This window comes from Streptococcus sp. STR1/CE/0325, from assembly GCF_055386095.1.
Window position 1 is genome coordinate 1,021,498 of record NZ_AP045018.1, and the last position, 24,792, is coordinate 1,046,289.

Sequence of the window (24,792 nt, forward strand, 5' to 3'; positions counted from 1 at the left end):
CTTATCCTCTTTCTTTCAAGCGTGCCAAAACCACCTCATAGACATCACGCAGATCGCCAAGACCACGTCTAAAGACATCCTTATCCATGTGCTGTCCATCCTTGTCCCAAAGCCTAGACGTATCAGGGGAAATCTCATCAGCTAGGATAATGCTGCCATCTTTAGTGCGTCCAAATTCCAATTTAAAGTCAATCAAACGCAGACCGATTTCAGAAAACAGCTCCTTTAGCACCTCATTGATCCGTCTGGTTTCTTCTTTTAGAAAAGCCACCTCCTCAGCACTTGCAATACCTAGAAAAGCCACGTGCTCGTCATTGATGAAAGGATCATCTAGCTCATCATTTTTATAGTAAAATTCCACGATAGGACTTTCTAGCTCGATTCCTTCTTCAACGCCAAAACGTTTGGAAAATGAACCTGCCGTCACGTTTCTTAGTACCACTTCAAGCGGGATAATCGACACTTGTTCGTTTAACTGTTCGGTTTCTGACACTTGCTTGATAAAGTGCGTTCTGATCCCTTTGTCTTTTAGATGTTCAAAAATCAAAGAAGAAATCAAGTTATTGAGTCTGCCTTTTCCAGAGATTTGTTCTTTTTTCACACCGTTAAAGGCTGTCGCCTGGTCCTTGTACTGGGCTAAAATCACGCCCTCTTCATCTGTGGCAAAGATATCCTTTGCTTTTCCTGAATACAACAATTCTTTTTTCATAATATTGTTCGTCTTTCTATTTTATTGTTCTTTTATTTTAACGCTAAACCTATTTTTTTTCAAGTAAAAAGAAATGTTTTTAGATAAAACTAGATATAATATCCGTCTATAAACAAAAAGAGAATGAACTTATGTTCATTCTCTTTTTGGCTTTTTTCATTAAAGTTTCATTCAAATGATGAGGTCGAACCGGTATAATCAGCCCAATCTTGGCTAAAGAAACGATCGTTCAAACGATAGTTGGGCGCTTTTTGCGGCTTACTAATCAAAGGATTGACCGCTTGATCAAAGGCCAACCAACCCAACCAACCCATGTGAATGGTATCCTGCATAAAGTAGGGCTTCCCACCATCTTGTGAAAAATCAACGATATTGGTAAAGCCTTGACTCTCCAGTTGATAGCGAATCTTCTCAACTGTTTGTTGATACATAGCAGGGTCTAGTCCAGTAAACTCGACCCACTTTTGATTAACGGGCGGGATAACAAAGACCGCATTGGTATGTGACTTGGCAAACTGGCTCAGCACCAGTTGCAAATCGTTATACTCAGGGGATTGCAAGTAGGAAAGATTTTTTTGAAATCCTTCTAATTTCTTCAATTTTTTGGCAATCCGCTTTTGGTAAAATTGATTATCGATCCCAAAATCATTGTCGTTCGTTGCTTTTTTAGCATCTGCTAAACCGATTTTTTCCAGTTCCTCATAAGAAAACTTATCCGGCAAACGGTCTAATTGTGGTGTGACAAACTGCTCGTAATTACCATTAGTCGGCGCTAAAAAGCTACTAAAGAAGGCATCTTCACGCTGATAAAGACGGCTAGTCAAGCGGATGTAGTTGCGATCAAAGGTGGTGAGAGCCTTACCATCCGCCACTTTTTCAACATTATCCTTCATGGCCACATTCGGATAGAGCTTCAACAAACGCTTAGCTGCGTAGCTTGCTGCCTCGTCTCCTTCTTGCCCCTTTAAAAAGCTGGTCAACTGATCGCTATTAAAATACTGGCGAAAGGCTGCACCACCATAACCCTTTTTAGTGAACCACTGGGGAGAAACCACATAAACTACCGTTTGATTTTCCAGTTGAGGGAGAAACTGTTGCATCCCAAAATATTGATTGAGCGAGGCTGCTCCTCTTTGCCCTAGAAAATACGGACGATAATTGCGGTCATATTTCTCTGCCAAAACAGCAGGGTGAAGGCTGTCAAAGCGCAACCACTCACTTGAGCCAAAGAAGGGAACAAAGCGCATCTCGGTATCGGTAAAGGCACGCATTTTCTGCGCTCTCGCCTTAAAGCTGGCTGCCGTTAGCGTGACGGCTGCTTTTTTTTCTTCCATGACATTGTGCGAAAAGTGCATGGGATAGAAAAAGAGCAGTCCCAAGACCATGGCTAAGGCACAGATGACCGGTCCTAAGATTAACCACAGTCGTTTAAGCATTCCTTAGCTCCGTTACACCCTCAACGATTTTATTGGCAGTATTCCAATCATCACGTCCAAATTCGGTCACAGGGACCTTGATGTCAAAGCGAGATTCTAACTCCACGATGAGTTCCACCGTTCCCATGCTATCCAAAACCCCAGCATCAAAGAGGTCCTCGTCCATCATATCAGATACGTCCTCCATGAAAAGTTCGTCGATAATTGCAATGACTTGTTCTTTTACGTCCATTTTATTTTCCTTTCTTTTTAAGCAAATCCCAGAGATTTTGCGTCCAATATCTTGCAAAGAGTATTGCAAGTTTTTACAGTATCAGTCAATACTACTTCTTCCCAAACCAGAGATCTTGTAAAAATCCTGAGAAGAGTAGGAAGGACAGCATGACCACATGGAAGGTGATGACTTGTCCTAATAGTTTTGTCCACCTATTGTCCGGTAAAGGCGACTGCCCTGCTTTTTTACGTTCTTTGTTGAGGGTCTTTTTCTTTCTGATCCAAGCGTCATTGATGACCAAGCCCACCCCGTGAAAGAGTCCGTAGGCGATATAGTACCAGGTCACCCCGTGCCAAAAACCCATGACCAACATATTCACGATATAAGCCACACTTGAGGTAACATTTCGATTTTTAAAGACTTTGTTGCGGATGAAAACCGTCACCAAACGCATAAAGACAAAGTCCCTAAACCAGAAGGACAGACTCATGTGCCACCGGTTCCAAAATTCCTTTAAATCTCTTGAAACAAAGGGTTTATCAAAGTTTATTGGCGTTCTAATTCCCATAAAATGAGAGAGTGCCACCGCAAACATGGAGTAACCCGCAAAGTCAAAGAAGAGATCCAGTCCAAAGACATACATGACCCCAAGTGTCGGTAGGTTAAACCAGCCACCTTGAGCAAGGGCCTCTTGCTTCAAAGGAGACAACATCATCGAACCAAAGATATGCGCCAAGATAAACTTGTAGAGAAAGCCTAGCATGATGTACTTGACGGCCACTTCTAGCATATCAAGGAGTTCGTCTCTTTCTGGAATCTTAGTATAGTTTTCCTCAAAGCGCCTGAAACGATCAATCGGACCACCTGAAAAGGTCGGCATAAAGAGGAGAAAACGCAAGAATTGCCAGAGGGTAAAGTCTTTTAGTAGCCCATCTCTGGTTTCGATGACCATGCCCACCGCCCTAAAGGTCAGGTAAGAAATCCCTAAAAATCCAAGCAAGGACTGATGTCCGTTGATAGCTGGCGTCACCTTGACCAAGGCAAGAGGCAGAATAGATAGCCCACTTGCTAAGTAGAAAACCCACTTGGAGTCGGCTCTTTTGCGATAAGCCTTGTAGCCAAAGACCACAAGCGTCTCCCAGATAATGTAGATAGCGACTGCTAAAAGTTGGTTGGTCTTTGACCCCACCAACATAAAGACGATGAAAGCTAGGCTAACTAAAACCTCATAAATAGCAAAGCGTTTTTTGAAAAAGAGACCGATATAAATCGGCAATACCGCTAAGATGATATAAACAAAATACTGAGGGTCACCGTAAGGCTCGAGGTGGGGAATGCTCTTAATTAAATCCATCACCTGTTGTTCACCTCATTGATCAGTCCCTTGATGTCAATCTTGCCATTTGGAGTGAGCGGCAGGCTCTCACGGTAGAGGAACTTAGATGGCATCATGTAAGACATCATGATGTCAGAAAGATCTTCCTTGATGGCCTTGGTAATGTCCATGTCCTTAGCAAACGCCTCACGCACACCGTCTTTTAGGATAATGTAGGCGAGCAAATTTTGCACCTTGTGGTCCTTATTGTAGCGCGGAACTGCAACAGCAGCCTCCACATACTTGGATTTATTGAGGTTTTGAGACACGTCCTCAAGCTCAATGCGGTATCCGTTAAACTTGATTTGGAAGTCCATACGACCACCGTAAAGGAGGAGTCCTTCTTCATTGTATGACCCCACATCTCCTGTGTGATAGGCAGGCGCACCGTCTAGGGTAAAGAAGGCTTCTGCTGTTTTTTCAGGGTTGTTCATGTAGCCCTTAGACACGGCTGGTCCAGTGACCACGATTTCACCCTGCTGACCCACAGGAAGTTTTTCGCCATTTTCTCCTAAGATAAAAGTCGGAGAATCTGGTTTTGGATAGCCGATTGGCAGGCGTTTTAGATTGGCTAGCATATCATCCGTCACAGCTACGGCTGAGAGAGCCACGGTGGCTTCTGTTGGACCATAGGCATTGATGATACGAGCACTTGGGAAACGCTCACGGAGTTTTTGAGCGGTTTTGACGGTCAATTCCTCCCCGTCAAAGTAGAAATGCGTAATCTCTGGCATTTTCTCTGCACAAAAATCATCAGACAACATCGCCAAGTCCGCAAAAGACGGTGTGGATGTCCAAATGGCAACAGGGAGTTTTAAAATTTCTGCAAAAAGGGCTTTGAAATCCTGAGCTAGCTCACTTGGTAGGGCAAAGAGTGTCCCTCCCATGGCAAGGGTCGGTGCCCAGTACATGACCGACAAGTCAAAAGAGTAAGGCGGTTGTGCTAGCATCTGTGGACGCTCAGGCACCATAAACTCCTCGTCTGTGATCATCCAGTTGGTAAAGCTAAGGAGATTGTCATGCGAAATCTGCACTCCCTTGGGCTTACCGGTCGTACCAGACGTAAAGATGATGTAGTAGTTATCATCTCCTTTGACCGAGTGTGTCACTTGATAGCTGGTTTCTTTTGCAAAAGCAGCCTTGACATCAGCCATAGTAAGGACTGGAGCAGATGTCTCTAGCGGAAAGGCATGCACCGCAATCACCAGACTAGGCTCTGCCACCTCAAGGATAGAAGCCACACGATCCAAGGCGGAGTGGCTATCAATGGGAATGTAAGCATGACCAGACTTAGTCAGAGCCACAAAGGTCGCTAGCATCTCATACTCCTGCGCCCCAAAGACCACAACAGGAGACTTAGCGGGGAGATTCATCGCATCAATCTGAGCCGCTAGGCTATCCGAATCACGCTTCAAATCGCCGTAAGTATAGGTCTTTCCCATAATCTGATAGACTGGGAAATCAGGGTCTAAACTAGCCCATTTCTCGATGGTTTCAATCATATCGGTTAAAAGACGTTCTTTCATGTTCACCTCTAAAATTCATTATAGATAAAGCCACCCTGACCTTGACCAAGGTAACTGAAGAAATACAATAGGGCAAGAAAAATCACAAAATACAAGAGTGTCTGCCCGATAAAACGTGTTACAGTTTTCTTTTCATTCATTTCCATTCTTCTTTAATTCTAAAGTCGTTACGCTCCATTTTACCATTTTTTGCCTTAAAAATTAACTAAAAAATGTTTTCCTTTTTACCTTCATCTTGAAAAAGCCTATTTTGGGCTGGTCAATCCCTTGAAAATAGGGTAAAATATAAGGATAGAAAGCTTGAAGGAGAACAGCATGTCATCGTATTGGAACCAGTATCCTGAGTTGGAAAATCAGCTAGAAAAAGTCAAACAAACCATCGACCAAAGGATGCACACCCGAAATACTCAAATCAAGTCTGCTCTCGTTGACCTCAACAGAGGAGGCGGCAAATACTTGCGCCCTGCCTTTTTCCTCTTATGCGCTGGACTAAACCCAGAAAAAAAACAAGACCAAGACCATCAAGACAAACTCATCAAGATTGCTGCTTCTCTTGAGATCCTGCACCTTGCTACCTTGGTTCACGACGACATCATTGACGACTCTCCTCTAAGGCGCGGACAAACAACGATTCAGGCGCGATTTGGCAAAGACATCGCTGTTTATACCGGAGATCTCCTCTTTACCATCTTTTTTGATTTGCTCCTTGAAACCATGGAAAACACGCCCTACATGGCTATCAACGCTAAGACCATGCGTAAAATCCTCATGGGGGAACTCGATCAAATGACCCTCTATTACAACCAAGACCAGTCTATTTCTGACTACCTTAGAGCTGTTTCTGGAAAAACAGCCGCTCTCTTTAAGTTGGCTTGTAAAGAAGGAGCTTACTTTGGAGGTGGCGATAAGGAGACCGTTAGACTCGCCGGTCGCATTGGCTTTTTCATTGGGCTAGCTTTTCAAATTTTAGATGACATTCTAGACTATACAGCTACGGAAGACACCTTTAACAAACCTGTGCTAGAGGATATTCCAAATGGGGTTTATAGCTTGCCGCTACTGCTAGCCTTAAAAGAAAATCCAGCTGCCTTTGCGCCCTTTTTAAATCAAAAATCCGACATCAGTCAGACAGACCTGCAAAAAGTACGTCGCCTAGTACATGATTATCAAGGCGTCACACAAGCTAGACAACTCGCCAAGCGACTAACCCAAAAAGCCCTAGCCGACATCAAAAAACTTCCTGTCTCCCCTTCACAAAAATTTTTGTCAAAACTCACCAAACAATTACTCAAGCGTGCCATGTAAGGAGATACCTATGCTTAAAATCGATGCCTTTTCACACATTTTACCACCACATTTTTATCAAACCATGCAAAAGATGGTGCCTGATATTGCTGAACAAATGCCTTTTTTACAGCATCCACTCTTGCAAGATATGGAAAAAAGGCGAGAACTGCTCTCCTCAGACACACAAGAAATCCTCTCAATGGTCAATCTCAATCCCGAAGATTTCCTTGAACCAAAAGAGGCTTTAGCTGTGACTAAGGATGCAAATGCAGAACTTCTTGAGATAACGAGAAGCTCGCCTAACATTAAAGGCGCTTTAGCCATGCTTTCACTCAACGACATTGGGGGAAGTTTGGCTATTTTAGAAGATGATGTAGCCCCTTCAAAAGATTTTCTCGGTGTCCAGCTCTTTAGCAGGCATTTGGGAAAATCCATCGCTCATCCAGATTTTGATCCGATTTTTAAGACATGTGCCGAACTCAACATTCCCATCTTTCTGCATCCTGTCTTTGATGAACGAAAACCTGATAATAATTTGATTTTTTCATGGGAATATGAACAAAGCCAAGCCATGTTAGATTTGGTTCAAGCAGGTATCTTCAAGCGCTACCCAGACTTAAAGATTATCGTCCACCATGCTGGGGCTATGGCGCCTTTCTTTTCGGAGCGGATTCGCTATATCTTGCCTTCAGATTTGGCAGCGGACTTCAAAAAATTCTATGTCGATACCGCTATTTTAGGCAATCCTAAGGCTTTGGAACTCACTATTGATTATTTTGGCGTTCCTCATGTTCTCTTTGGAACCGATACGCCTTTTGGAATTCCACCCTTTGGAGCGAGGAGTGTTATCACAAAAACCATTGAAAATCTCCCCTTATCAGACCAAGAAAAGAAAGCTATTTTTTCAGACAATCTTATCCATCTCATCAAAGGAGAAGAAATATGATTCTCAAGACCCCACCTGTGCTAAATTTCTTTCAACTGCGCGTTGAAAATGAGAATATCCCTGCTTTTCTCAAAGAAGGGCAAAAAAACTTCTTCGAAACTCATTTTAAAGAATTAAAGGGAATGCTCATCATGCGGCTCTACCAAGACAACCTTGATCCCAACCGCTTTTATGTCCTCGAATTTTATAAGGACGAAGAAAGCTATCAACACCATCTCGAAACTCCACACTATAAACAGTTTGCCTCCTTTGCCAAGGACCATATCACCTTTGAAAAACGGCTCTCACTAACCCCTCTCTTTGCTTACAGTTTTGTCCTAGTTAAAAGCGACATCAACACTCTTCAGTATCGCATCACCACCATGGAAGAAAAAGATATTCCTACCATCAAGGAAGAGATCAGAAAAAGTAAGGAAGGCTTTATCGGAAGAAACGAAGCGACCGATAGCTTAATTTTGATTGAAGCCTCCACCACACCACTTCTTGACAAGGAACCTGAGGCGACCGCCACCCTTTTAAATTTCTCTGGGACAATGACCCTTGTTTATGAGTGATACCTCATGGTGTTTATGCTACGATAGGACTGATAATCATCAGCCGGAGTAAATAAACATGAAGACGAAACATGCAACAATGCTATTGAAATCATTACTCGTATCTCTAGCCTCTGCCCTAACACTTCCCCTGCTTGAACATTTCGTGTACCGCTATCCCCATTCGGATTTAGATATTCTTTTCTTTATCCAAAGTTTTTTTAATATCACTGGTATCATTGCTTATTATTATATTTATCGAAATAGCAAAATTAAGTTAGCTCATTCCTTGCCAACCATTATTCTCAACTTTTCTATTTTTTATGCCGTTCAACTGCTCGCTAGCTCAAACACTGACTCCCCTTTAGTACCTGCAATCTTCTCAACCTATTCCATATTGATTGTCCAATTTTTAAGACGCTGCAATGTTAATCCGTTATTACCAACTTTTTTATCGGCAATTCTAGTCCAGTGTGTCAATCTATTATTCCTGTTTAGTCTGCTAGGCATACAAAATCATGTCCTGTCAGCTCTGTTTTATATTGCATTTCCTCTGTTGGACTATCTAATCATAAGGGGGGTAACAAGGTTATTACAACGAGTCAAATAAATCTAGGACAATCCTGTCTGACCTACCTAAAAAAGCAACAAATTGTGCTCTATCAGATATGATGGAGCTTTTTGAGTACCATAAAAGTCCCATGTGACTGGTACTGCAAAGCGTCACCTAAATCATTAGAAGGTGTTATATAAAACCTATACCACCAACACCAAGAGCTGGGCTTGTTTCCTAAAAAAAGAGAGAACGCATCTGGCTCTCTCTCGTATTTCATGATAAGTCACCCACTATATTTGACATAGAGTCACTCTTTTTGATTCACTTATAGCTCACCATCATCGATGGCCTTGAGTTTTTGATAGCGTGGACTGGTCCTAGCTAATTCTTCTGGAGATCCGGACATTTCTAGCTCTCCGTGTTCGAGAAAGATGACCCGGTCCACATGGTGAATTCCCTTCAAATGGTGGGTAATCCAGATCAGAGTCTTGCCCTCTAAGGCTTCCATGAAGGTCGCAAGGAGGTGTTTTTCCGTGATGGGATCAAGACCGACCGTCGGCTCGTCAAGAAGGACGACTGGGGTATCTTTGAGCAGGATACGCGCCAAGGCCAAACGGTGCCGTTCACCTCCTGAAAAGCGCAAGCCTGCCTCATCCACCATGGTCTCAAGCCCTTGGGGAAGCTGCTCCACCATTTCTTTTAGCCCAACATGCGCCAATACTTCCCAGACTTCTGCTTCGCTGGCTTCTTCGTTACCCAGACGCAGATTATTTAAAAGGGTAGTATTAAAGAGATAAGGGGCTTGCTGGATGACCCCGATATAGTCTGAAATCCTATCGCCAAGACTAGAAACATTAACACCGCCCAGTAAAATCCGACCTTGATCGGGTTTTAAGTCCCCTCTGATCAAGGTAGCTAGCGTGCTTTTTCCAGAACCACTGCGTCCTAGAATGGCTAATTTTTCCCCTTGTTTCACCGTTAGGGTCAGGTCTTTCAAGACCTTTTTCTCTGTATTGGGATAAGAAAAGCTGACCTTATCCACCAACAAATCATAAGGGGCTTGTGGGTGTTCTTGATGCCTTTCATCTTGCGTGACTGGAGGGAGGTCATTTAAGCGTTCAATGGACTCGGCATAGGCAGTCGTCTCTTGCGCAGCGTTGGATAGCCCAACAAAAGCATCCATCAATGGCAAAAGGGACAAGACAAAGGCAGCAATCCAGTTGGCTTCTCCTCCGTGGGTGCCCTTAAAGGTAGTACCAGCCCAAAGTAGAGTCACTAAAATCAACACCGCATAAAAAACTTGGAACAAGAAACCACGCGCATTATTAAAGCGTTTCATCTTGGCTTCAACCGCTAGGAGTTCATCTTGGGAGGCTTCATGGAGTTCGACATACTCCTGCCCTCTCTGGCTAAAAATCCAGTCTGAAATCCCTAGCACATTGTCCGTCAGGCTGGTATAGAGTTGGTTTCTCAAGACCTTTTGCTTTTGCTGCCTAGCACCATTGACCAAGACCGAAAAGAGCGGAAAGACAAAGACCAAAATCCCAAGATAAAAGAGCATGAACAGCCCAAACCAAAGGGAGAAATACCCCAGCCCAATGACCACAAAGAGATAGAGCAGCCAGGCAATGACGGTTGGGAAAATGGTTCTGAGATAGAGGTCTTGCAGGTGATTGATGTCCTCGGCTAAAAGCCCCACCACATCCCCCAAACGGTAGTCACGTTTGATAAAGACTGCATCACGCTCCAAGGTTTGGTAGAGTTTGAGACGGAGTTTGGAGGTCATCTTGAGCACCCAGTTGTGGCTGGTCAGTCTCTCCAGATAGCGAAAGACAGGACGACCCACCCCAAAAGCTCTGGTCAAGACAATAGGAATGTAAACCAAGAGGATATTTTCTGGGATAGAGGCCGAGCGGCTGATGAGAAAACCAGAGGTAAACATCAAGGCTGCCGCACAAAAGAGGGTCAAAAACCCTAGAATAATGGCCAGTACCAAACTTTTTCTATACTGTCTAAAGAAGGGCTTGACCCAGTTATCGCGCGAAAGAGCGCTAAATAAAGGAATCTTAGACATGGCTCTCACCTCCCATAGCATATTTGAGTTGGTAGAAGGCACCTTTTTTGGCTAGTAAATCCTCATAGGTGCCGACTTCAACCACCTGACCTTTTTCCAGAACAACGATTAAGTCCATCTGATTGAGCCAGTGAAGCCGGTGGGTGGCAAAGAGGACCAGACGATTTTCCATCAGTGGAACCATCTTTTCCTTCAATTCCAGCTCCGTTTCGATATCCAAATGGGCTGTTGGCTCGTCCAAAATCATAATCTTTCGTTCCTTATCTAGAAAGGCTCTCGCTAGGGCAATCCGCTGGGCTTGTCCGCCACTGAGCGGCCTTGCCCCGTTTCCGATGTGGGTATCTAAGCCGTCTGGTAATTCTTCTACCAACTCGTCCAAGCCCACCACTCGAATGGCTTCTAGGACATCTTGGTCACTAGCATCTGGCGTGTAGAAGGTAATGTTCTCCCTCAAGGTCATCTCAAACACATAAGGGTTTTGTGGGATATAAAGCAGCTGTTTCTTCCAATCCTCTTGATCGAGATTGACCACTTCCTTGCCCTCTACGGTAATACTCCCTTGAGCTAGTGGTAGAAAACCACTCAAGAGATTGATTAGACTGGATTTTCCAGAACCACTCATCCCGATAATCCCTACTTTTTGATAGCCTTCAAAAGTCAGATTAGTCCCTTGCAAGAAAGGCTTACCATCATAACTAATAGCAATATCATCTAAGACCAGCTGACTCTTGTCCTGCCAAGTAGGCAGACTGACCTGCTCGCCCTTGATGCTTTCTTGGTTCAAGATGGTATAGATGGCCTGCATGGCATTTTTCCCGTCCAAGGTCGCATGATAGTCACTGGAAAAATCTCGCACAGGCAAGAAATATTCTGGTGATAAAATTAAAATAGTCAAGGCTGGAAACAAAAGCATCTGCCCATTGATCAAACGAAGTCCAAGAAGAACCGCTACAATAGCAATGGATAGCGTGGTGAAAAAGTCCAAAGCAAAGGTGGACAAAATCCCAATCCGAAGCGAACTCATGGTCGCCTTTCTAAAATTCTCACTAGTCCTGTAGATGCTCTTAGCGTAACGTTTGGACAGTCCAAAAAACTTGAGCGTATCAATCCCACGAAGCGAGTCCAAGAAATGGTTAGACAAGATTTGATAGGAGGCATACTGCTTATCCGCCTTAGCCTGAGCAGCGTAACCTAGGACAATCATAAAGATGATAATCAAAGGGAAAACCAAGAGCAAGACCACACCAGATTTCCAGTCGAGAAGAAAGACATATGCCAAGATAATCCAAGGAATCACGCTCATATTCATCATCTTATTAAGGATGAGATGGAGATAGTTTTCTACCAAAGAAATCCCATCCAAACTCATGGTGATGACATTTCCTGTTCCTTCTTTTTGCACAATGGTAGGACCAAGGGCAAAAATCTTTTCTAACAGCTGCTTGCGCAAGAGCTTGGCTTGCTGAGCAGAAAAGTCATCCAGCATTCGGTCTTTGGCATAATTGATGGCATGGCGCCCTAGGTAAGCGCCAATAAAAAGGGAGAGAGAAGAAAGACTCAAGCCCTTACCCTCCCAAAATAATGTAATCATTCGGCTTAAGCCGACTGCTTGGCCGATAATAAAGATTGCTTGAAGGATATCATATCCCGCAAGCAATCCTAGAATTTTTCTGATACCAGCTAAGCGCATAACCGCTTTATCCAGCATGTTTTTCCTCCATCACTGCATGTGGCACAGGGAGTTTGACCCGTTTTCTAAAGATATAGTAAGACCAAGCTGTGTAAGCCAGCACAAATGGCACGAGGGTCAAAGCCACTACCGTCATCACACCCAAAGTGTAAGGACTAGATGAAGCATTTTGAATCAAGAGGTCAAATTTTGGACTGATGGAACTAATCATCACGCGTGGGAAGAGCCCTTGGAAAAGGAGCGCTACCACTGCAATCAAAGAAAGACCACTGGCAATAAAGGCTGTCATCTCTTTCTTGTTAAAGACAGAAACCTGCGCAATCACTGTGAGGGCAACAATTAGCACCACCAGTGCCAAAGTGCCAACTAAGTGAAGGCGGAAGAAATCCGTTCTAAAGAAGAGCAAAATCGCAAAGAGGACCAAGCCCACATAGAGTACCCAGTAAAGTAATTGAGCATAGTTTCTCGCACGTTCTCTCACCGCTCCTTCTGTCTTGAGGGTCAAGTAGTTGAGCCCGTGAAGGTAAGTGAGCAAGACCATCGCCACCCCTCCCACAAGAGAGAAGATATTGATATAGTCAAAGAAACCAGCACTGATATTGCCTTTCGCATCTAGCGGCATCCCTTGGACAAGGCTGATAAACATAACGCCAAAGAAGAAAGGTACAAGGAAAGAACCAATGCTTAATGTCCAGTTCCAGGTTTGTTTCTTCTCAAGAGGCACCTTATGACGAAACTCAAACGATACCCCACGGATAATCAAACCAACCAAGATGAGAAGGAGAATCAAATAATAGCCACTAAAGAGAGAGGCGTACCAGTAGGGGAAAGAGGCAAACATGGCACCACCACCTGTCAAGAGCCAAACCTCGTTTCCGTCCCAAACAGGACCGATGGTATCAACGATTTGATCTTTTTCTTCTTCGTTGTGGGCAAGCGTTTGTACCGCCATCCCCACACCAAAGTCAAAGCCTTCTAGGAAGAAAAATCCTGAGAACAAAAGACCGATTAAAAAGAACCAAAGTAATTGTAAAGCAGTCATTAGAAGGCCTCCTTACTAAAGGCATCTACCGCTGTATAGCCTCCTACTTCTTTTGCCGCAGCTTCTGGACCTTTTTTGAATTCACGTAAGATTAAGCTAATCAAGGTCACAGACAAGGCACTAAAGAGTAAGAAATAAACGGTGTTAGAAATCAAAAGTGATGCAACAGAAACGTTTGGTGACACACTATCTTTGATAGTGAAAAGTCCATAAACTGTCCAAGGATAACGTCCTTGCTCAGTGATGACCCAACCAGCCGTATTTGCGATAAATGGTGCAAAAGTCGTCAAACCAACAATCCAAAGCATCCATTTCTTTTCATAGAGAATTGGTTTTTTCTTCCTTGTGAGGTAAAGCCCTAGTGCAGAAACGCCAAGCATAAGTGTTCCCATAGCAGCCATCAAACGGAAGTTGTAAAAGAGAAGATTGACCATTGGGTAGTAGTTTCTATCTCCGTATTTCTCAACCAATTCTTTATTGGCGGTATCCATCCCCTTAACAGAACCAGAAAGTTTGTGATAAGAAAGGATAGAGAGCATGTAAGGGATTTTCACCCCAAAAACTTGCTTGTGTTCAGCTTCATCTGCCCAAGCAATGACAGACCAAGCAGCTGGATCGCCAGAGTCTTCATAATCTCCTTCCATAGCCGCAAATTTCATGGGTTGGTCATGAAGGAGATAAGACATTTGCAAATCTCCTGCTGCCAAGACAGAAATCGAACCAATAAGGGAAACCAAAAGACCTAAGCGAAGAGATTTTTTGTAAAGGTGTTGGACACTTTCACTCAATTTTTCCTTGCCCAAAAGTTTAAAGGCAGCCATACCAGCCACAAGGATACCACCCATGGTGATAGCACCTGTCATGACGTGACTGTACTCGTAGAAGAATTGAGGGTTAAAGACAAGGGCAAAGAAATCGGTCATCTGCGCTCTGCCATTCACCACTTCATAACCAACAGGATGTTGCATAAAGGCGTTAGCAATCAAAATCCACATGGCTGAGGCAAAAGAGCCCAAGACCACTAGCCAGATAAAGGCTACGTGCAGTTTTTTACCAATCTTTTTATTGTCCCAAGTAAACATCCAAAGCCCAAGGAAGGTTGACTCCATAAAGAAGGCAAAGAGGGCTTCGACCGCAAGGGGAGCTCCAAAGATGTCCCCAACAAAACGAGAATAGTCTGACCAGTTCATTCCGAATTGAAATTCTTGGATGATCCCTGTCACGACACCGACCGCAAAGCTAAGAAGCATGATATTGCCCCAAAACTTGGTCATTTTTTTATATTCTTCTTTTTTAGTGACGACGTAGCAAGTCTCCATGATCGCAACCACTAAAGCCGTACCAATAGAGAATGGCACGAAGAAAAAGTGGAAAATCGTGGTCATGGCAAACTGAATCCGTGCTAAAGTTTCAATATCCATAATGTCCTCCAAACATGTGAACAAAGCTACCATTAATGGTAAAGGTCAAAACGACCATGAGACAAGAGTTCTTTTAGCCCACCAATATCAAGAAGGGATTTGTTCATAATCATCTTCTTCACAAATGAGGCAGGATAACCCTTGACTTTATTACCCATCGCCTCACCAAAAGCATGCGTATTTCCAACAGAAGCGACTGTTCCTTGAGAGTGGTACACAAAGTCTTCTGTCTTTTCACCTTTTAGTTGATGTGCCAAGTTCTTAGCCACATGTGCTCCCATTTGCGTTGCAATTTGGGCTGTGGTTGGATAAGGACGGTTGGTCTCTGGATCCATAAAGGCGGACACGTCACCAACGATATAAACATCATCATGGTCTGGATCACGAAGGTCTGATGCGATAATGACACGGCCACGACGTTCTTTGAAACCAGATGCTCCCATGACTGGACTACCGCTGACACCGGTCGTCCAAACGATGGTACCTGCTGAGATAGATTGGAGCTCTTCTCCTGTTGCTTCAGTCGCATAGAGCACCTTGCCTTCTGCGATTTCTTTAATCATGCAGCCGAGCATGAGATTGATGTCAAGTTTTTTGAGCAAATCAAGGGCATAATTCATCATCTCATCATCAAACATTGGAAGAATACGGCTGGCTGCTTCCACGCAGACAATCTCAATCTCGCTTGGAGAGACACCTGCGATTTCAGCATAGCGTTTTCTCTCATCGACAAAGGCACCTGCTAGCTCAATTCCGGTAAAGCCAGCGCCACAAATCAATAGACGAAGAAGATCTTTGTCTTTGGTTTCACGGTAGCGCTTCATTTGATCTAAGATGTGATGGTGAATGGCTTCAGCGGTGTCAATGTCCACCATTTGAAGGGCATTTTCCTTAGCGCCTTTGATACCAAAGGTTTCTGAACAAAAACCAAGTGCCACCACCAAGTAATCGTAGTGAAGGGCATCGTGATGTTTAAGGGTGACAGTCTTTGTCTCCACATCGACCTTGGTCACTTCATCCTCGATGAAGGTGACTTTCTTGTCATCCAAGACTTCACGAATCGGGTAAGAAATCTTTTCTTTTGGTTGAGAACCAGAAGCCACTTCGTGAAGCTCTGTTGCTTCGTAGTGGTAGCTGTTTCGGTCAACAAGGGTGATGTGGAAGTCACCAGCTTCTTTTTGCAATTTGCGGACAGCTTTCAAACCAGCATATCCAGCACCTAAGACTAATACTTCTTTCATCGTATCGTCCAACTCCTTTTTAAATAAAAATTCCAAGAACATAGGTCAAGACTTGGGTCAAAGAACCCAGAGCCAAGATCCTAATAGCACACACAAAGGTCTCACTCTTGACTTGCTTTTGCCATAGCAGACGATTTTGCTGATAAATGAAGGGAATCAACAATAGAGTCAATAGCACCGTAGGCGGAGCAAGTCCCAGAGCCACCTCCAAGACAATCGCTAAAAGGGCTAGACCATTAGCGAAACTAAACAAACACAAACTATTTCTCACCCCAAGATAATGGACCAAGGTATAGCGGTGGTTGCTCTCATCTTCTTCCTTGTCACACAAATTGTTTGCAAGCATCAAGTTTGCAATCCACAGTGTATTGGGTAGAGCAATCAAAAAGAGGTCAAACAAGGACTTCGCATGCCAAGAAAACTCAGAGCTACTGCTGAGATAAACACAAATCAGGCTAATCATAAAGCCCATGGTAAAACCTGAAAAGACTTCTCCCAAAGGAAGACTAGACAAGGGTTTTGGACCTGCTGAATATAAAATCCCAACCAGAAAGCAAAAACCACCCATGAGTAAAATCGGCCATCCTGTCAGATAGACGAGGTAGATTCCAATCAAGGAAGCGCCTACAAATAAGATGAATAAGAGACGCTCAATCTGCTTGAGCGGTAAACCCTCTCTGCCGATGATATTGGTGTCTTTTTGATAGTCTAAGTTCTTAGCATTTTTGTAGTCATTGTAATTGTCCCACACATCGACAAACATGTTGAACAAGACCATCGCTACAAAATAAAGCAAGACCTCAAGGGGCCGTACGACACCAAAATGGTAGTAACTGTAACACAGCCCAATCAAAAAGGGTAAGACACTCGCTGTTTTCGCTTTTATCTCCACCAGCTCCAAAAAGTTGCGTAAGGTCATCCTCCCCTCCTTTCCTTAATTTTTTCTTACACTTCTATTATATAAGAAAAAAGTGATTTTGAAAATAATTAGTTATCAAGAATGACTATAAAAATGAAATTTGGTTCTTCTTTCGCCTAAAACGCTCTCATTTCCAACAAAACAGCCACTTTTTGGAGTAAAAAGTGGCTGTATTTTATATTGTATTCATTCTATTTAGATAAAAGAGCTTGTTTGTCTAGGTAAAAGAGGAGAGCACCCAGGAGATTAGCATCTTGTTGAAAGTGACAAGTCACAATCTCCACATCAAGGTCTAGACGAGCTGCTCCTTTAGCTTGGATAGCCTTTTGATAGGCGGACTGAATTCCTTGAATCAGCAAGTCTTGCTGACTAATGCCTCCTCCGATAGCTACACGCTCCAGCGCTATCACAGATGTCAGATTCACAATCAAGCCTGCAATGGTTTCACAATAGTGTTCAAATAGTTGGATTAAGGCTTGATTTTGTCCTTTTTCCAGCGCTTTAAAGACTGCTTGACCATCTTCTTTTTCTAATTGCAAGACTTGGCTAGCATCTTTGACAAACTGGACAGCAGATCCTGTGTTAAAGGCGAGCTGTTCCACGCCTTTCATCTGCCACTGCAAGAAATGAAGTAAGCCCTGCAAGGGATGTTCTTCCTGAGAAAGGATGGACTTGAGAGAATTTTTGGATAAGCCTTTCATTTCTAAATTTCGCAGACTGGAAAGCCCACCGTCTGCCACTAAAGCCAAGCCAACACCTGTCCCCAATACCAAGACAGCACCTGCTGCCACATCTCTAAGGCTTCCTCGCCTTGCTTCACAAAGGGCTGCTGCATCTGCATCATTAACCACACTGACCGAAAAGCCCGTCGCTTGTGCCAAAGACTCTCCTAGAGAAAAGGCACTCAAATAAGGAATCAAGCCTCCTTGATAGACGAAGCCTGTTTTTTGATCAATCGTCCCCGGACACGAAATCGCCACCCCAGAAATCAGGTCTTTTTGCTCCTTGACCATCGCCACCAAAAGGACTAAAAATTCCGCCCGAGACTTGGGTGTCGCTACTGGTTCAAAAGACTGTTCTATAACCAATTCTTGCGTCAGCAAAGCAGACTTGATAAAGGTCCCACCAATGTCAATCGTCAAATACCTGTGCATACGCTCCTCCTTTTTCTTTTTCTAGTGTACCACAAATGAAAGGAAAAGACAGGACATTTTTGTTAGCCTTCTCAAGAAGGTCATTCGCTTTTCTAAGTGCTCGTCATATCGCTATGATGAATAGAGAAAATAAGTTAAGAAAGAAATCGTTAAAAACACCTAAATGTTATGCGACAGAATAAATACATTACTCTATCATTAACAAAATACCTCCTATTCACTAAAGTGTCATAGGAGGTACTTTCGTCTATTTCATCTGACAAGGGTGATTTTAAAAATTCAAAAAAATTTAAAACATACACATCATTTATTAAAAATCGATAAATAACAGACTATCCTGTAAATTGGCTAAAGAAAGCTACAATTTGTTGCCAAATGCGTTCAAAAAAGCCCTTGCTTTCATTTAGTGTTTTTCCGGCATCAAAGTTGAGATTAATTTTGTCAAAAAGAGAGCCCGCTTGAGAGACAATACTGTCTTTCAAAGATGAGAGGGTCTTTTTGAAATCAGCATCTGTGATGATATTGCTTTTAGAAAGATTGACCGCAAAATTGATGATAAGGGTTATCTGATTTTGCGTCATGGAAGACTTGAGTCCATATCTAGTCAGAGTATCCTCAACGATTTTTTTAATGTCCTCTTGACTGAGCTTAGAGCCACCATCTGCCACGGCTGACTTGATGTCTGTCATAGCGACATTGAGCTTGTCGGCATCAAAGCCTTCCTTGCCTTGGTTTTCCTGACTGATGTTGGAGATTGCAGAGAGTTCTTCTTGGGCTAGTTGCTTGTTCTCGTCAGAAACCTTGACCCCTTTTTCCTCTAGCGAGTAGTAGATTCCAGCCAGAGCGCTCTCTCCTGTGACAGCAATCGGAGAAGCCACACTGATTTGCGCATGCTCGATTCCTAAGGTCACCGCAGCATTACGATACATATTTTCCGTGACCTTGGTAATATTTTCTGGTGTCACGATCTTGACTTGAAGAGTTTCAGATTTGCCTAATTTTTTGATCTTGACGGATGAATAGAGCTGTAAGCTACTATCGTCTGCCACATCCATAATCTTGGCATAATCACTGGTGGTCAAGGTCTTGACAGCCTCTTCTTGATCCTTTGTGCTATCGTATTGGAGCAAATCAAGGGTCTGCTCACGCTGCGCTTGGTCTAGCGAGTATCCCAAGACATAATCGGGCTGCACATAAGTCTCGTCGATGACCTTTTGCACTTGAGTGGCCGCACTCGCTGTGGATAAGGCAAGACTTGAGCCTAACACCACCAAACTTCCTACTGCTAATTGTTTTAATTTCATATCAGTAATACTCCTTTTTCAAGTTAGATTTCAGTCTAGCATACAAAACTAACTTTTAGCTTAACAGCTTACTCATGCAACTCCAAAGGCAGACCATCGGGGTCAAAGAAAAAGGTCATCTTCTTTCCCGTGTAGGTGTCCCTGCGGACAGGCTCGACAAAGACGCCCTTGTCCTCCAATTCCGCCTTGGCTGCCTCCACATCTGCCACAGCAAAAGCCAAATGACGTAAACCCGTAGCTTCCGGATAGGAGAGGCGCTTGGGCGGAGCTTGGTAGCTCGCATCAGACACCTTTTGCCCAAAAATTTCTAACTCAACACCCCCACAAGCCAAATCTAACTTGTAGTCACCTCGATCAGGGCGATAGTTTTCCCTAATCACACGAAACCCTAAGGTTTCCACATAAAACGCACGCGAACGCTCATAGTCCGAAACAATGATCGCCGCATGATGAATCGCATCCAAATTCATATAATAAATAATAAACCTTTCACTAAGATACAAAGGAGCAATTCTGCCTTTGGCAGAAATTTTCGATGGGAAAATAGGAAGTTGGACGAGGGGAATACCAAGTTCCAAGGACAACTTATCTTTTTCCCGAAGAAAATAGCTCCGTGTTCAATTTCACTAAGATACAAAGCCCGGTATGCGAACACTGGAAAATTAGGAAAGCTGACGAAGAACCCTAAAGTTCTAGGAAGCTTTCCTAATTTTCCAAAGTTCGTAGGGCGTGTTCCACTCGCCATCAATAGAGGTCCCCTCCTCTTTAGCACACACTTCTTGCTAGCTGTCAAGAAGCTAGGCGACTGGCTAGCTTTTGCATTGGGTCAACTTGACCTCAAAAAACGTCGCAATCTACGATACAGAAGGCATTTCTTTGAAATGACGTTTTTACCCACTCTCTCAAAATAAAGAGGCAGTCCTGCTGCCCCTTTATTGCTCCTTCTAGAGAGAGATTTGGTTATAGGCTTTGGTAAAGGACTCTTGAACATCCTTTGGCGCCTTGGCAAAATCTGTTTCCCCCTCTAGGTTAGCGTGAACGATAATCCGAGCGGTGGCATCTGCATCAGTACAGGTCACCAAGGTCAAGTTTCTCACACCTGGCGTGTCATCCACGACCTCAACGTGTTCAGGTGTTACAGACGTCACTTCTGAAATGACATAAGTATAAATCTTATCCTTATCTGTGAGATAAATCTTCATGCCATTTTTCGCCCGATCAAGGGGAGAAAAGAGCATTTGAGAAGACCCTGCAATGCCAAACACATGATGGCTAGCTAAAGCATAGTTGTTTTCGCCACCCATGACTTGGTTTTCCTTCATGGTTCCAGCCCCGTAGGTCAACTCAGTATTGCCAAGTCCCTTAAAGATTGGCAAATTAAGTCCCAATTCAGGGATAGAAATCCCTCCAATGACGGGCAGATCTTGGGCCGCCATCTGATCGGCTAAGACCGATTCGGTGCTGATAGACTCTACAGCTGAAAAATCAAAGGTCGTGTCTTTTTGCTTGTTTTTCTCAATTTTTTCCCTAGAGACATGTGAAACCTGATACTTGTTGGTATTAGCCGCAATCAGGCTGTTGCGGATGGATTTGTTGAAAATCAGAGCAATCCCTACCGCAAATAAGACCACAATCAAGGTCCTGCGCAAAGCATTGCCTAATCTAAACTTGTTTTTCTTACGTTTCATGAGCGCTTATCCTTCGCTTTCTTTGTTCTCTTCCTCTTCCTTATCCACTAAGGTAAAGGTAACAATTTTGGCCTTCTCATCCAGTCTCATAACCTTGACTCCTTGAGTCACACGCCCCGTTTGGGAGATGTGGGCAATATTGGTTCTAATGATAACTCCAGTATCTGTCATTACCATGATATCTTCCGTGCCATCTACCGTGACAAGACCTGCGAGCTCCCCGTTTTTCTCCGTCACACTGACAGTCTTAAGCCCTTTACCTCCACGATTTTTAGTCGGATACTCCCTAGCTGAGGTGCGCTTGCCATAGCCTTTTTCAGTGAGGACCAAGACTTCTTGATTGTCTGTAATGGTCGCAACACCAATCACCTTATCGTCAGGTCTAAGGTCAATCCCTCTAACCCCAGTAGCCGAGCGTCCCATTTGACGTACCGCGGCTGCTTTGAAACGGACAGAATAACCAAATTTAGTACCCATGATAACATCATCTGCTTCATTTGTCAAAAGAACATTCACGAGTTCATCATTTTCTTTCAGATTAAGGGCAATCAGACCACTTTGACGAATATTACTAAATTCAGAAAGGCTGACCCGCTTGACCACACCAAACCTAGTTGCAAAAAAGAGATGCTTGCTCGCAAAATCGTCTTGTTTGACATTAATAATGGTCTGGATGGTTTCATTTTCAGCTAATTTCAGCAAGTTGACAACTGGCAGTCCCTTAGCTGTCCGACCATATTCAGGGATTTCATAGCCTTTAAGACGATAAACACGGCCCGCGTTGGTGAAAAAGAGCATAGCATCATGGGTGTTGGTTGAGATCAATTCTTTCACAAAATCATCATCGTTGACCCCGGTCCCTTGCACACCACGACCACCTCTACGTTGACTTCTAAATTCGTCTTGTGCCAAGCGTTTAATGTAGCCTTTATTAGACAAGGTGATGAGGACTTCTTCTTCCTCAATCAAGTCTTCGTCCTCAATTGAGAGAACTTCTCCCACCATCAACTCGGTACGTCTGTCATCTGAAAACTTGCGCTTAATCTCCTCGAGCTCTTCCTTGATGATTGCGACCACACGCTCTGGTTTTGCTAAAATATCTGTCAAATCCGCAATCAAACGCAATAACTCATCATATTCTGACTGGATTTTATCGCGTTCCAAGCCTGTCAAACGACGCAAACGCATGTCTAAAATGGCAAGACTCTGGCGCTCACTCAAATCAAAGCGCTCCATCAAGAGATTTTTGGCGATTTCATCAGTCTCACTGCTACGGATAATGCGGATGACCTCATCTAGATGATCAAGAGCAATCAAGAGTCCAGAGAGGATATGCGCCCTGCTCTCTGCCTTATCCTTATCAAACTGGGTTCGTCTAGTGATAACTTCTTTTTGGTATTCGACATAATTGCCCAAGATCTGACGCAAAGACAAGACCTTTGGCACGCCTTTTTCAATAGCTAACATGTTAAAACCAAAATTGGTCTGAAGGCTAGTCAACTTAAAGAGATTGTTTAGAATCACGCTAGCTGAAGCATCGCGTCTGACTTCAATCACCAGACGAACCCCCTCACGGTTGGACTCATCACGCACAGCTGTGATGCCTTCGATACGCTTCTCCTGAGCGAGTTTCACGATATGCTCATGAACTTTGGTCTTGTTAACCATATAAGGAAATTCACTCACCACGATTCGCTCACGTCCAGAAGCCATCTCCTCGATTTCTGTACGCGCTCTAAGAACGATAGACCCTCGTCCCGTCTCATAGGCACGGTGAATGCCAGATTTCCCCATGACCAAACCACCTGTTGGAAAGTCAGGTCCCGGTAAGACCTCCATGAGTTCTCTTGTCGTCACATCTTCATTATCGAGGTAGAGCTTGACCGCATCGATGGTTTCACCCAGGTTATGCGGCGGAATATTGGTCGCCATGCCGACTGCAATCCCAGTCGCGCCATTAACCAAAAGATTTGGAAAACGTGCCGGCAAGACCTCTGGCTCTCGCTCACTACCATCGTAGTTTGGGACAAAATTGACCGTATTTTTGTTGATGTCCTTGAGCATCTCCATGGCAATCTTGCTGAGCCTTGCTTCGGTATAACGCTGGGCAGCGGCCCTATCACCATCCATGGAACCAAAATTTCCATGCCCATCGACCAAGATATAGCGGTAACTCCACCACTGCGCCATCCGAACCATGGCTTCATAAATAGAGGAATCCCCGTGTGGGTGGTACTTACCCATAACATCCCCAGTGATTCTGGCTGACTTTTTATGAGGTTTATCTGGGGTAACCCCAAGCTCGTTCATCCCGTATAAAATCCGCCTATGAACGGGCTTTAACCCATCTCTAACATCAGGAAGAGCACGCGCAACAATGACACTCATGGCATAGTCAATGAAGCTCGTTTTCATCTCGCTGGTTAGGTTAATATCAATTAAATGCTTGTCCTTCATGAACAACCTCTTTTCCTAGTGAAAATCATTTACTATTATACCATACTTTCCCTAAAAATTCAGCTAAAGCGCCTTCCTGTAAAAAAAAATTAAGCGCTTTATGTTTCTATCATGACAAATCCTTTTGAAAATGATAGAATGAAAACGAAGAATAATAATTCTAATAAAATTTTAAGGAGTGTGTCACGATGACAAACAAACTACACAAAAAAGTTATCCTTGTCGGCGACGGTGCCGTAGGTTCTTCTTATGCTTTTGCTTTGGTTAACCAAGGAATCGCACAAGAACTTGGAATTATTGACATTTTCAAAGACAAAACACAAGGTGATGCTGAAGATTTGAGCCATGCGCTTCCATTTACTTCACCTAAAAAGGTTTACTCTGCTGAGTATGCAGATGCTAGTGATGCTGATCTTGTTGTCCTTACAGCAGGTGCACCACAAAAACCAGGTGAAACTCGTCTTGATCTTGTTGAAAAGAACCTTCGCATCAACAAAGAAGTTGTTACTTCAATCGTTGAAGCTGGTTTCAACGGAATCTTCCTTGTTGCAGCTAACCCTGTTGACATCTTGACTTACTCTACATGGAAATTCTCTGGTTTCCCTAAAGAACGTGTTATCGGTTCAGGAACATCTCTTGACTCTGCACGTTTCCGTCAAGCACTTGCTGAAGAAGCTAACGTTGATGCACGTTCTGTCCATGCCTACATCATGGGTGAACACGGTGATTCTGAATTTGCCGTTTGGTCACACGCTAACTTTGGTGGTTTGAACCTTAAGAAATGGTTGATCGAAGAAAAAGACAAGACAGAAGAAGACCTTCACAACCTCTTTGTTTCTGTTCGTGATGCTGCTTACTCTATCATCAACAAAAAAGGTGCAACTTACTACGGTATCGCAGTTGCCCTTGCTCGTATCACAAAAGCTATCTTTGACAACGAATACGCTGTCCTTCCAGTATCTGTTTACCAAGAAGGTCAATACGAAGGTGTTGAAGGCGTTTATATCGGACAACCTGCTATCATCAATGCACATGGTCTTGTCGCTCCAGTTAACATCCCACTTGATGAAAAAGAATTGGAGCTCATGCAAGCATCTGCTAAACAATTGAAAGCAATCATTGACGAAGCCTTCGCTAAAGAAGAATTTGCTTCAGCAGTGAAAAACTAAGAACATTAAAAAAGAAGTTCGTTAACGGACTTCTTTTTTTGTTGCCTTTTA

Annotated in this window: 21 protein-coding genes; 4 read left to right on the top strand and 17 right to left on the bottom strand. The window is 43.6% G+C overall.

The annotated features are described in order from the left end of the window. Window position 1: 1 nt before the first annotated feature. From purC to ACZ49W_RS05115, 6 genes are all read right to left on the bottom strand, one after another. Window positions 2–709 (bottom strand): phosphoribosylaminoimidazolesuccinocarboxamide synthase, encoded by a 708-nt coding sequence (gene purC, locus ACZ49W_RS05090; protein ID WP_464814249.1) that lies wholly within the window; start codon window positions 707–709, stop codon window positions 2–4. 167 nt (window positions 710–876) lie between these two features. Further along, complete coding sequence (gene dltD, locus ACZ49W_RS05095; protein WP_464814250.1) at window positions 877–2,145, bottom strand: D-alanyl-lipoteichoic acid biosynthesis protein DltD; 1,269 nt, start codon at window positions 2,143–2,145, stop codon at window positions 877–879. Further along, on the bottom strand, window positions 2,138–2,377 hold the full coding sequence (gene dltC, locus ACZ49W_RS05100) for a D-alanine--poly(phosphoribitol) ligase subunit DltC (RefSeq protein ID WP_464814251.1): 240 nt from the start codon (window positions 2,375–2,377) through the stop codon (window positions 2,138–2,140). The genes dltD and dltC overlap by 8 nt, the downstream gene beginning before the upstream one ends. A 91-nt stretch (window positions 2,378–2,468) precedes the next feature. Then, complete coding sequence (gene dltB / locus ACZ49W_RS05105) at window positions 2,469–3,713, bottom strand: D-alanyl-lipoteichoic acid biosynthesis protein DltB (RefSeq protein ID WP_464814252.1); 1,245 nt, start codon at window positions 3,711–3,713, stop codon at window positions 2,469–2,471. After that, the gene (gene dltA, locus ACZ49W_RS05110; protein ID WP_464814253.1) at window positions 3,713–5,260 is read right to left on the bottom strand and encodes a D-alanine--poly(phosphoribitol) ligase subunit DltA; all 1,548 of its coding nucleotides are present in this window, start codon (window positions 5,258–5,260) and stop codon (window positions 3,713–3,715) included. Before dltA ends, dltB begins: the two co-directional genes overlap by 1 nt. Before the next feature lie 8 nt (window positions 5,261–5,268). Then, a complete protein-coding gene (locus ACZ49W_RS05115) occupies window positions 5,269–5,400 on the bottom strand; it encodes a teichoic acid D-Ala incorporation-associated protein DltX (RefSeq protein WP_464814254.1) in 132 nt (43 codons plus the stop codon). A gap of 175 nt (window positions 5,401–5,575) precedes the next feature. Between ACZ49W_RS05115 and ACZ49W_RS05120 the strand changes: the two genes are divergently transcribed. From ACZ49W_RS05120 to ACZ49W_RS05130, 3 genes are read left to right on the top strand one after another with little or no spacing between them, the layout of a single operon-like run. Then, complete coding sequence (locus ACZ49W_RS05120; protein ID WP_464814255.1) at window positions 5,576–6,565, top strand: polyprenyl synthetase family protein; 990 nt, start codon at window positions 5,576–5,578, stop codon at window positions 6,563–6,565. Between the two features lie 10 nt (window positions 6,566–6,575). Beyond that, window positions 6,576–7,493: an amidohydrolase family protein gene (locus tag ACZ49W_RS05125; protein ID WP_464814256.1), complete on the top strand. Its 918-nt coding sequence runs from the start codon at window positions 6,576–6,578 to the stop codon at window positions 7,491–7,493. Next, window positions 7,490–8,047, top strand: a complete 558-nt coding sequence (locus ACZ49W_RS05130) for a putative quinol monooxygenase (RefSeq protein WP_464814257.1) — start codon at window positions 7,490–7,492, stop codon at window positions 8,045–8,047. Before ACZ49W_RS05125 ends, ACZ49W_RS05130 begins: the two co-directional genes overlap by 4 nt. Before the next feature lie 860 nt (window positions 8,048–8,907). Here the strand turns inward: ACZ49W_RS05130 and cydC are convergent. The 11 genes from cydC to gyrA all read right to left on the bottom strand — a co-directional run bounded on the left by cydC (window position 8,908) and on the right by gyrA (window position 23,572). Further along, the gene (gene cydC / locus ACZ49W_RS05135) at window positions 8,908–10,656 is read right to left on the bottom strand and encodes a thiol reductant ABC exporter subunit CydC (RefSeq protein WP_464814258.1); all 1,749 of its coding nucleotides are present in this window, start codon (window positions 10,654–10,656) and stop codon (window positions 8,908–8,910) included. Continuing rightward, a complete protein-coding gene (gene cydD / locus ACZ49W_RS05140) occupies window positions 10,649–12,364 on the bottom strand; it encodes a thiol reductant ABC exporter subunit CydD (RefSeq protein WP_464814259.1) in 1,716 nt (571 codons plus the stop codon). Before cydD ends, cydC begins: the two co-directional genes overlap by 8 nt. Beyond that, window positions 12,354–13,388: a cytochrome d ubiquinol oxidase subunit II gene (gene cydB, locus ACZ49W_RS05145; protein ID WP_464814260.1), complete on the bottom strand. Its 1,035-nt coding sequence runs from the start codon at window positions 13,386–13,388 to the stop codon at window positions 12,354–12,356. The genes cydD and cydB overlap by 11 nt, the downstream gene beginning before the upstream one ends. Further along, window positions 13,388–14,809 carry a cytochrome ubiquinol oxidase subunit I gene (locus tag ACZ49W_RS05150; RefSeq protein ID WP_464814261.1) on the bottom strand — a complete coding sequence of 474 codons (1,422 nt, stop codon included), beginning with the start codon at window positions 14,807–14,809 and terminating at the stop codon, window positions 13,388–13,390. The genes cydB and ACZ49W_RS05150 overlap by 1 nt, the downstream gene beginning before the upstream one ends. A 32-nt stretch (window positions 14,810–14,841) precedes the next feature. After that, window positions 14,842–16,050, bottom strand: a complete 1,209-nt coding sequence (locus tag ACZ49W_RS05155; protein WP_464814262.1) for an NAD(P)/FAD-dependent oxidoreductase — start codon at window positions 16,048–16,050, stop codon at window positions 14,842–14,844. A 19-nt stretch (window positions 16,051–16,069) separates the two neighbouring features. After that, complete coding sequence (locus ACZ49W_RS05160; protein ID WP_464814263.1) at window positions 16,070–16,969, bottom strand: prenyltransferase; 900 nt, start codon at window positions 16,967–16,969, stop codon at window positions 16,070–16,072. A 191-nt stretch (window positions 16,970–17,160) separates the two neighbouring features. After that, a complete protein-coding gene (locus ACZ49W_RS05165; RefSeq protein WP_464814264.1) occupies window positions 17,161–18,123 on the bottom strand; it encodes an ROK family protein in 963 nt (320 codons plus the stop codon). Between the two features lie 332 nt (window positions 18,124–18,455). Next, window positions 18,456–19,427 (bottom strand): DUF1002 domain-containing protein, encoded by a 972-nt coding sequence (locus ACZ49W_RS05170; RefSeq protein ID WP_464814265.1) that lies wholly within the window; start codon window positions 19,425–19,427, stop codon window positions 18,456–18,458. Between the two features lie 68 nt (window positions 19,428–19,495). Further along, window positions 19,496–19,897, bottom strand: coding sequence for an SMU1112c/YaeR family gloxylase I-like metalloprotein (gloA2, locus tag ACZ49W_RS05175; protein ID WP_464814961.1), 402 nt, complete (start codon window positions 19,895–19,897; stop codon window positions 19,496–19,498). Window positions 19,898–20,371: 474 nt separating this feature from the next. Beyond that, complete coding sequence (locus ACZ49W_RS05180; RefSeq protein WP_464814266.1) at window positions 20,372–21,115, bottom strand: class A sortase; 744 nt, start codon at window positions 21,113–21,115, stop codon at window positions 20,372–20,374. Window positions 21,116–21,121: 6 nt separating this feature from the next. Beyond that, on the bottom strand, window positions 21,122–23,572 hold the full coding sequence (gyrA, locus tag ACZ49W_RS05185) for a DNA gyrase subunit A (protein ID WP_464814267.1): 2,451 nt from the start codon (window positions 23,570–23,572) through the stop codon (window positions 21,122–21,124). Window positions 23,573–23,760: 188 nt separating this feature from the next. Between gyrA and ACZ49W_RS05190 the strand changes: the two genes are divergently transcribed. Further along, window positions 23,761–24,741: an L-lactate dehydrogenase gene (locus tag ACZ49W_RS05190; RefSeq protein ID WP_464814268.1), complete on the top strand. Its 981-nt coding sequence runs from the start codon at window positions 23,761–23,763 to the stop codon at window positions 24,739–24,741. The last annotated feature ends 51 nt before the right edge of the window (window positions 24,742–24,792 follow it).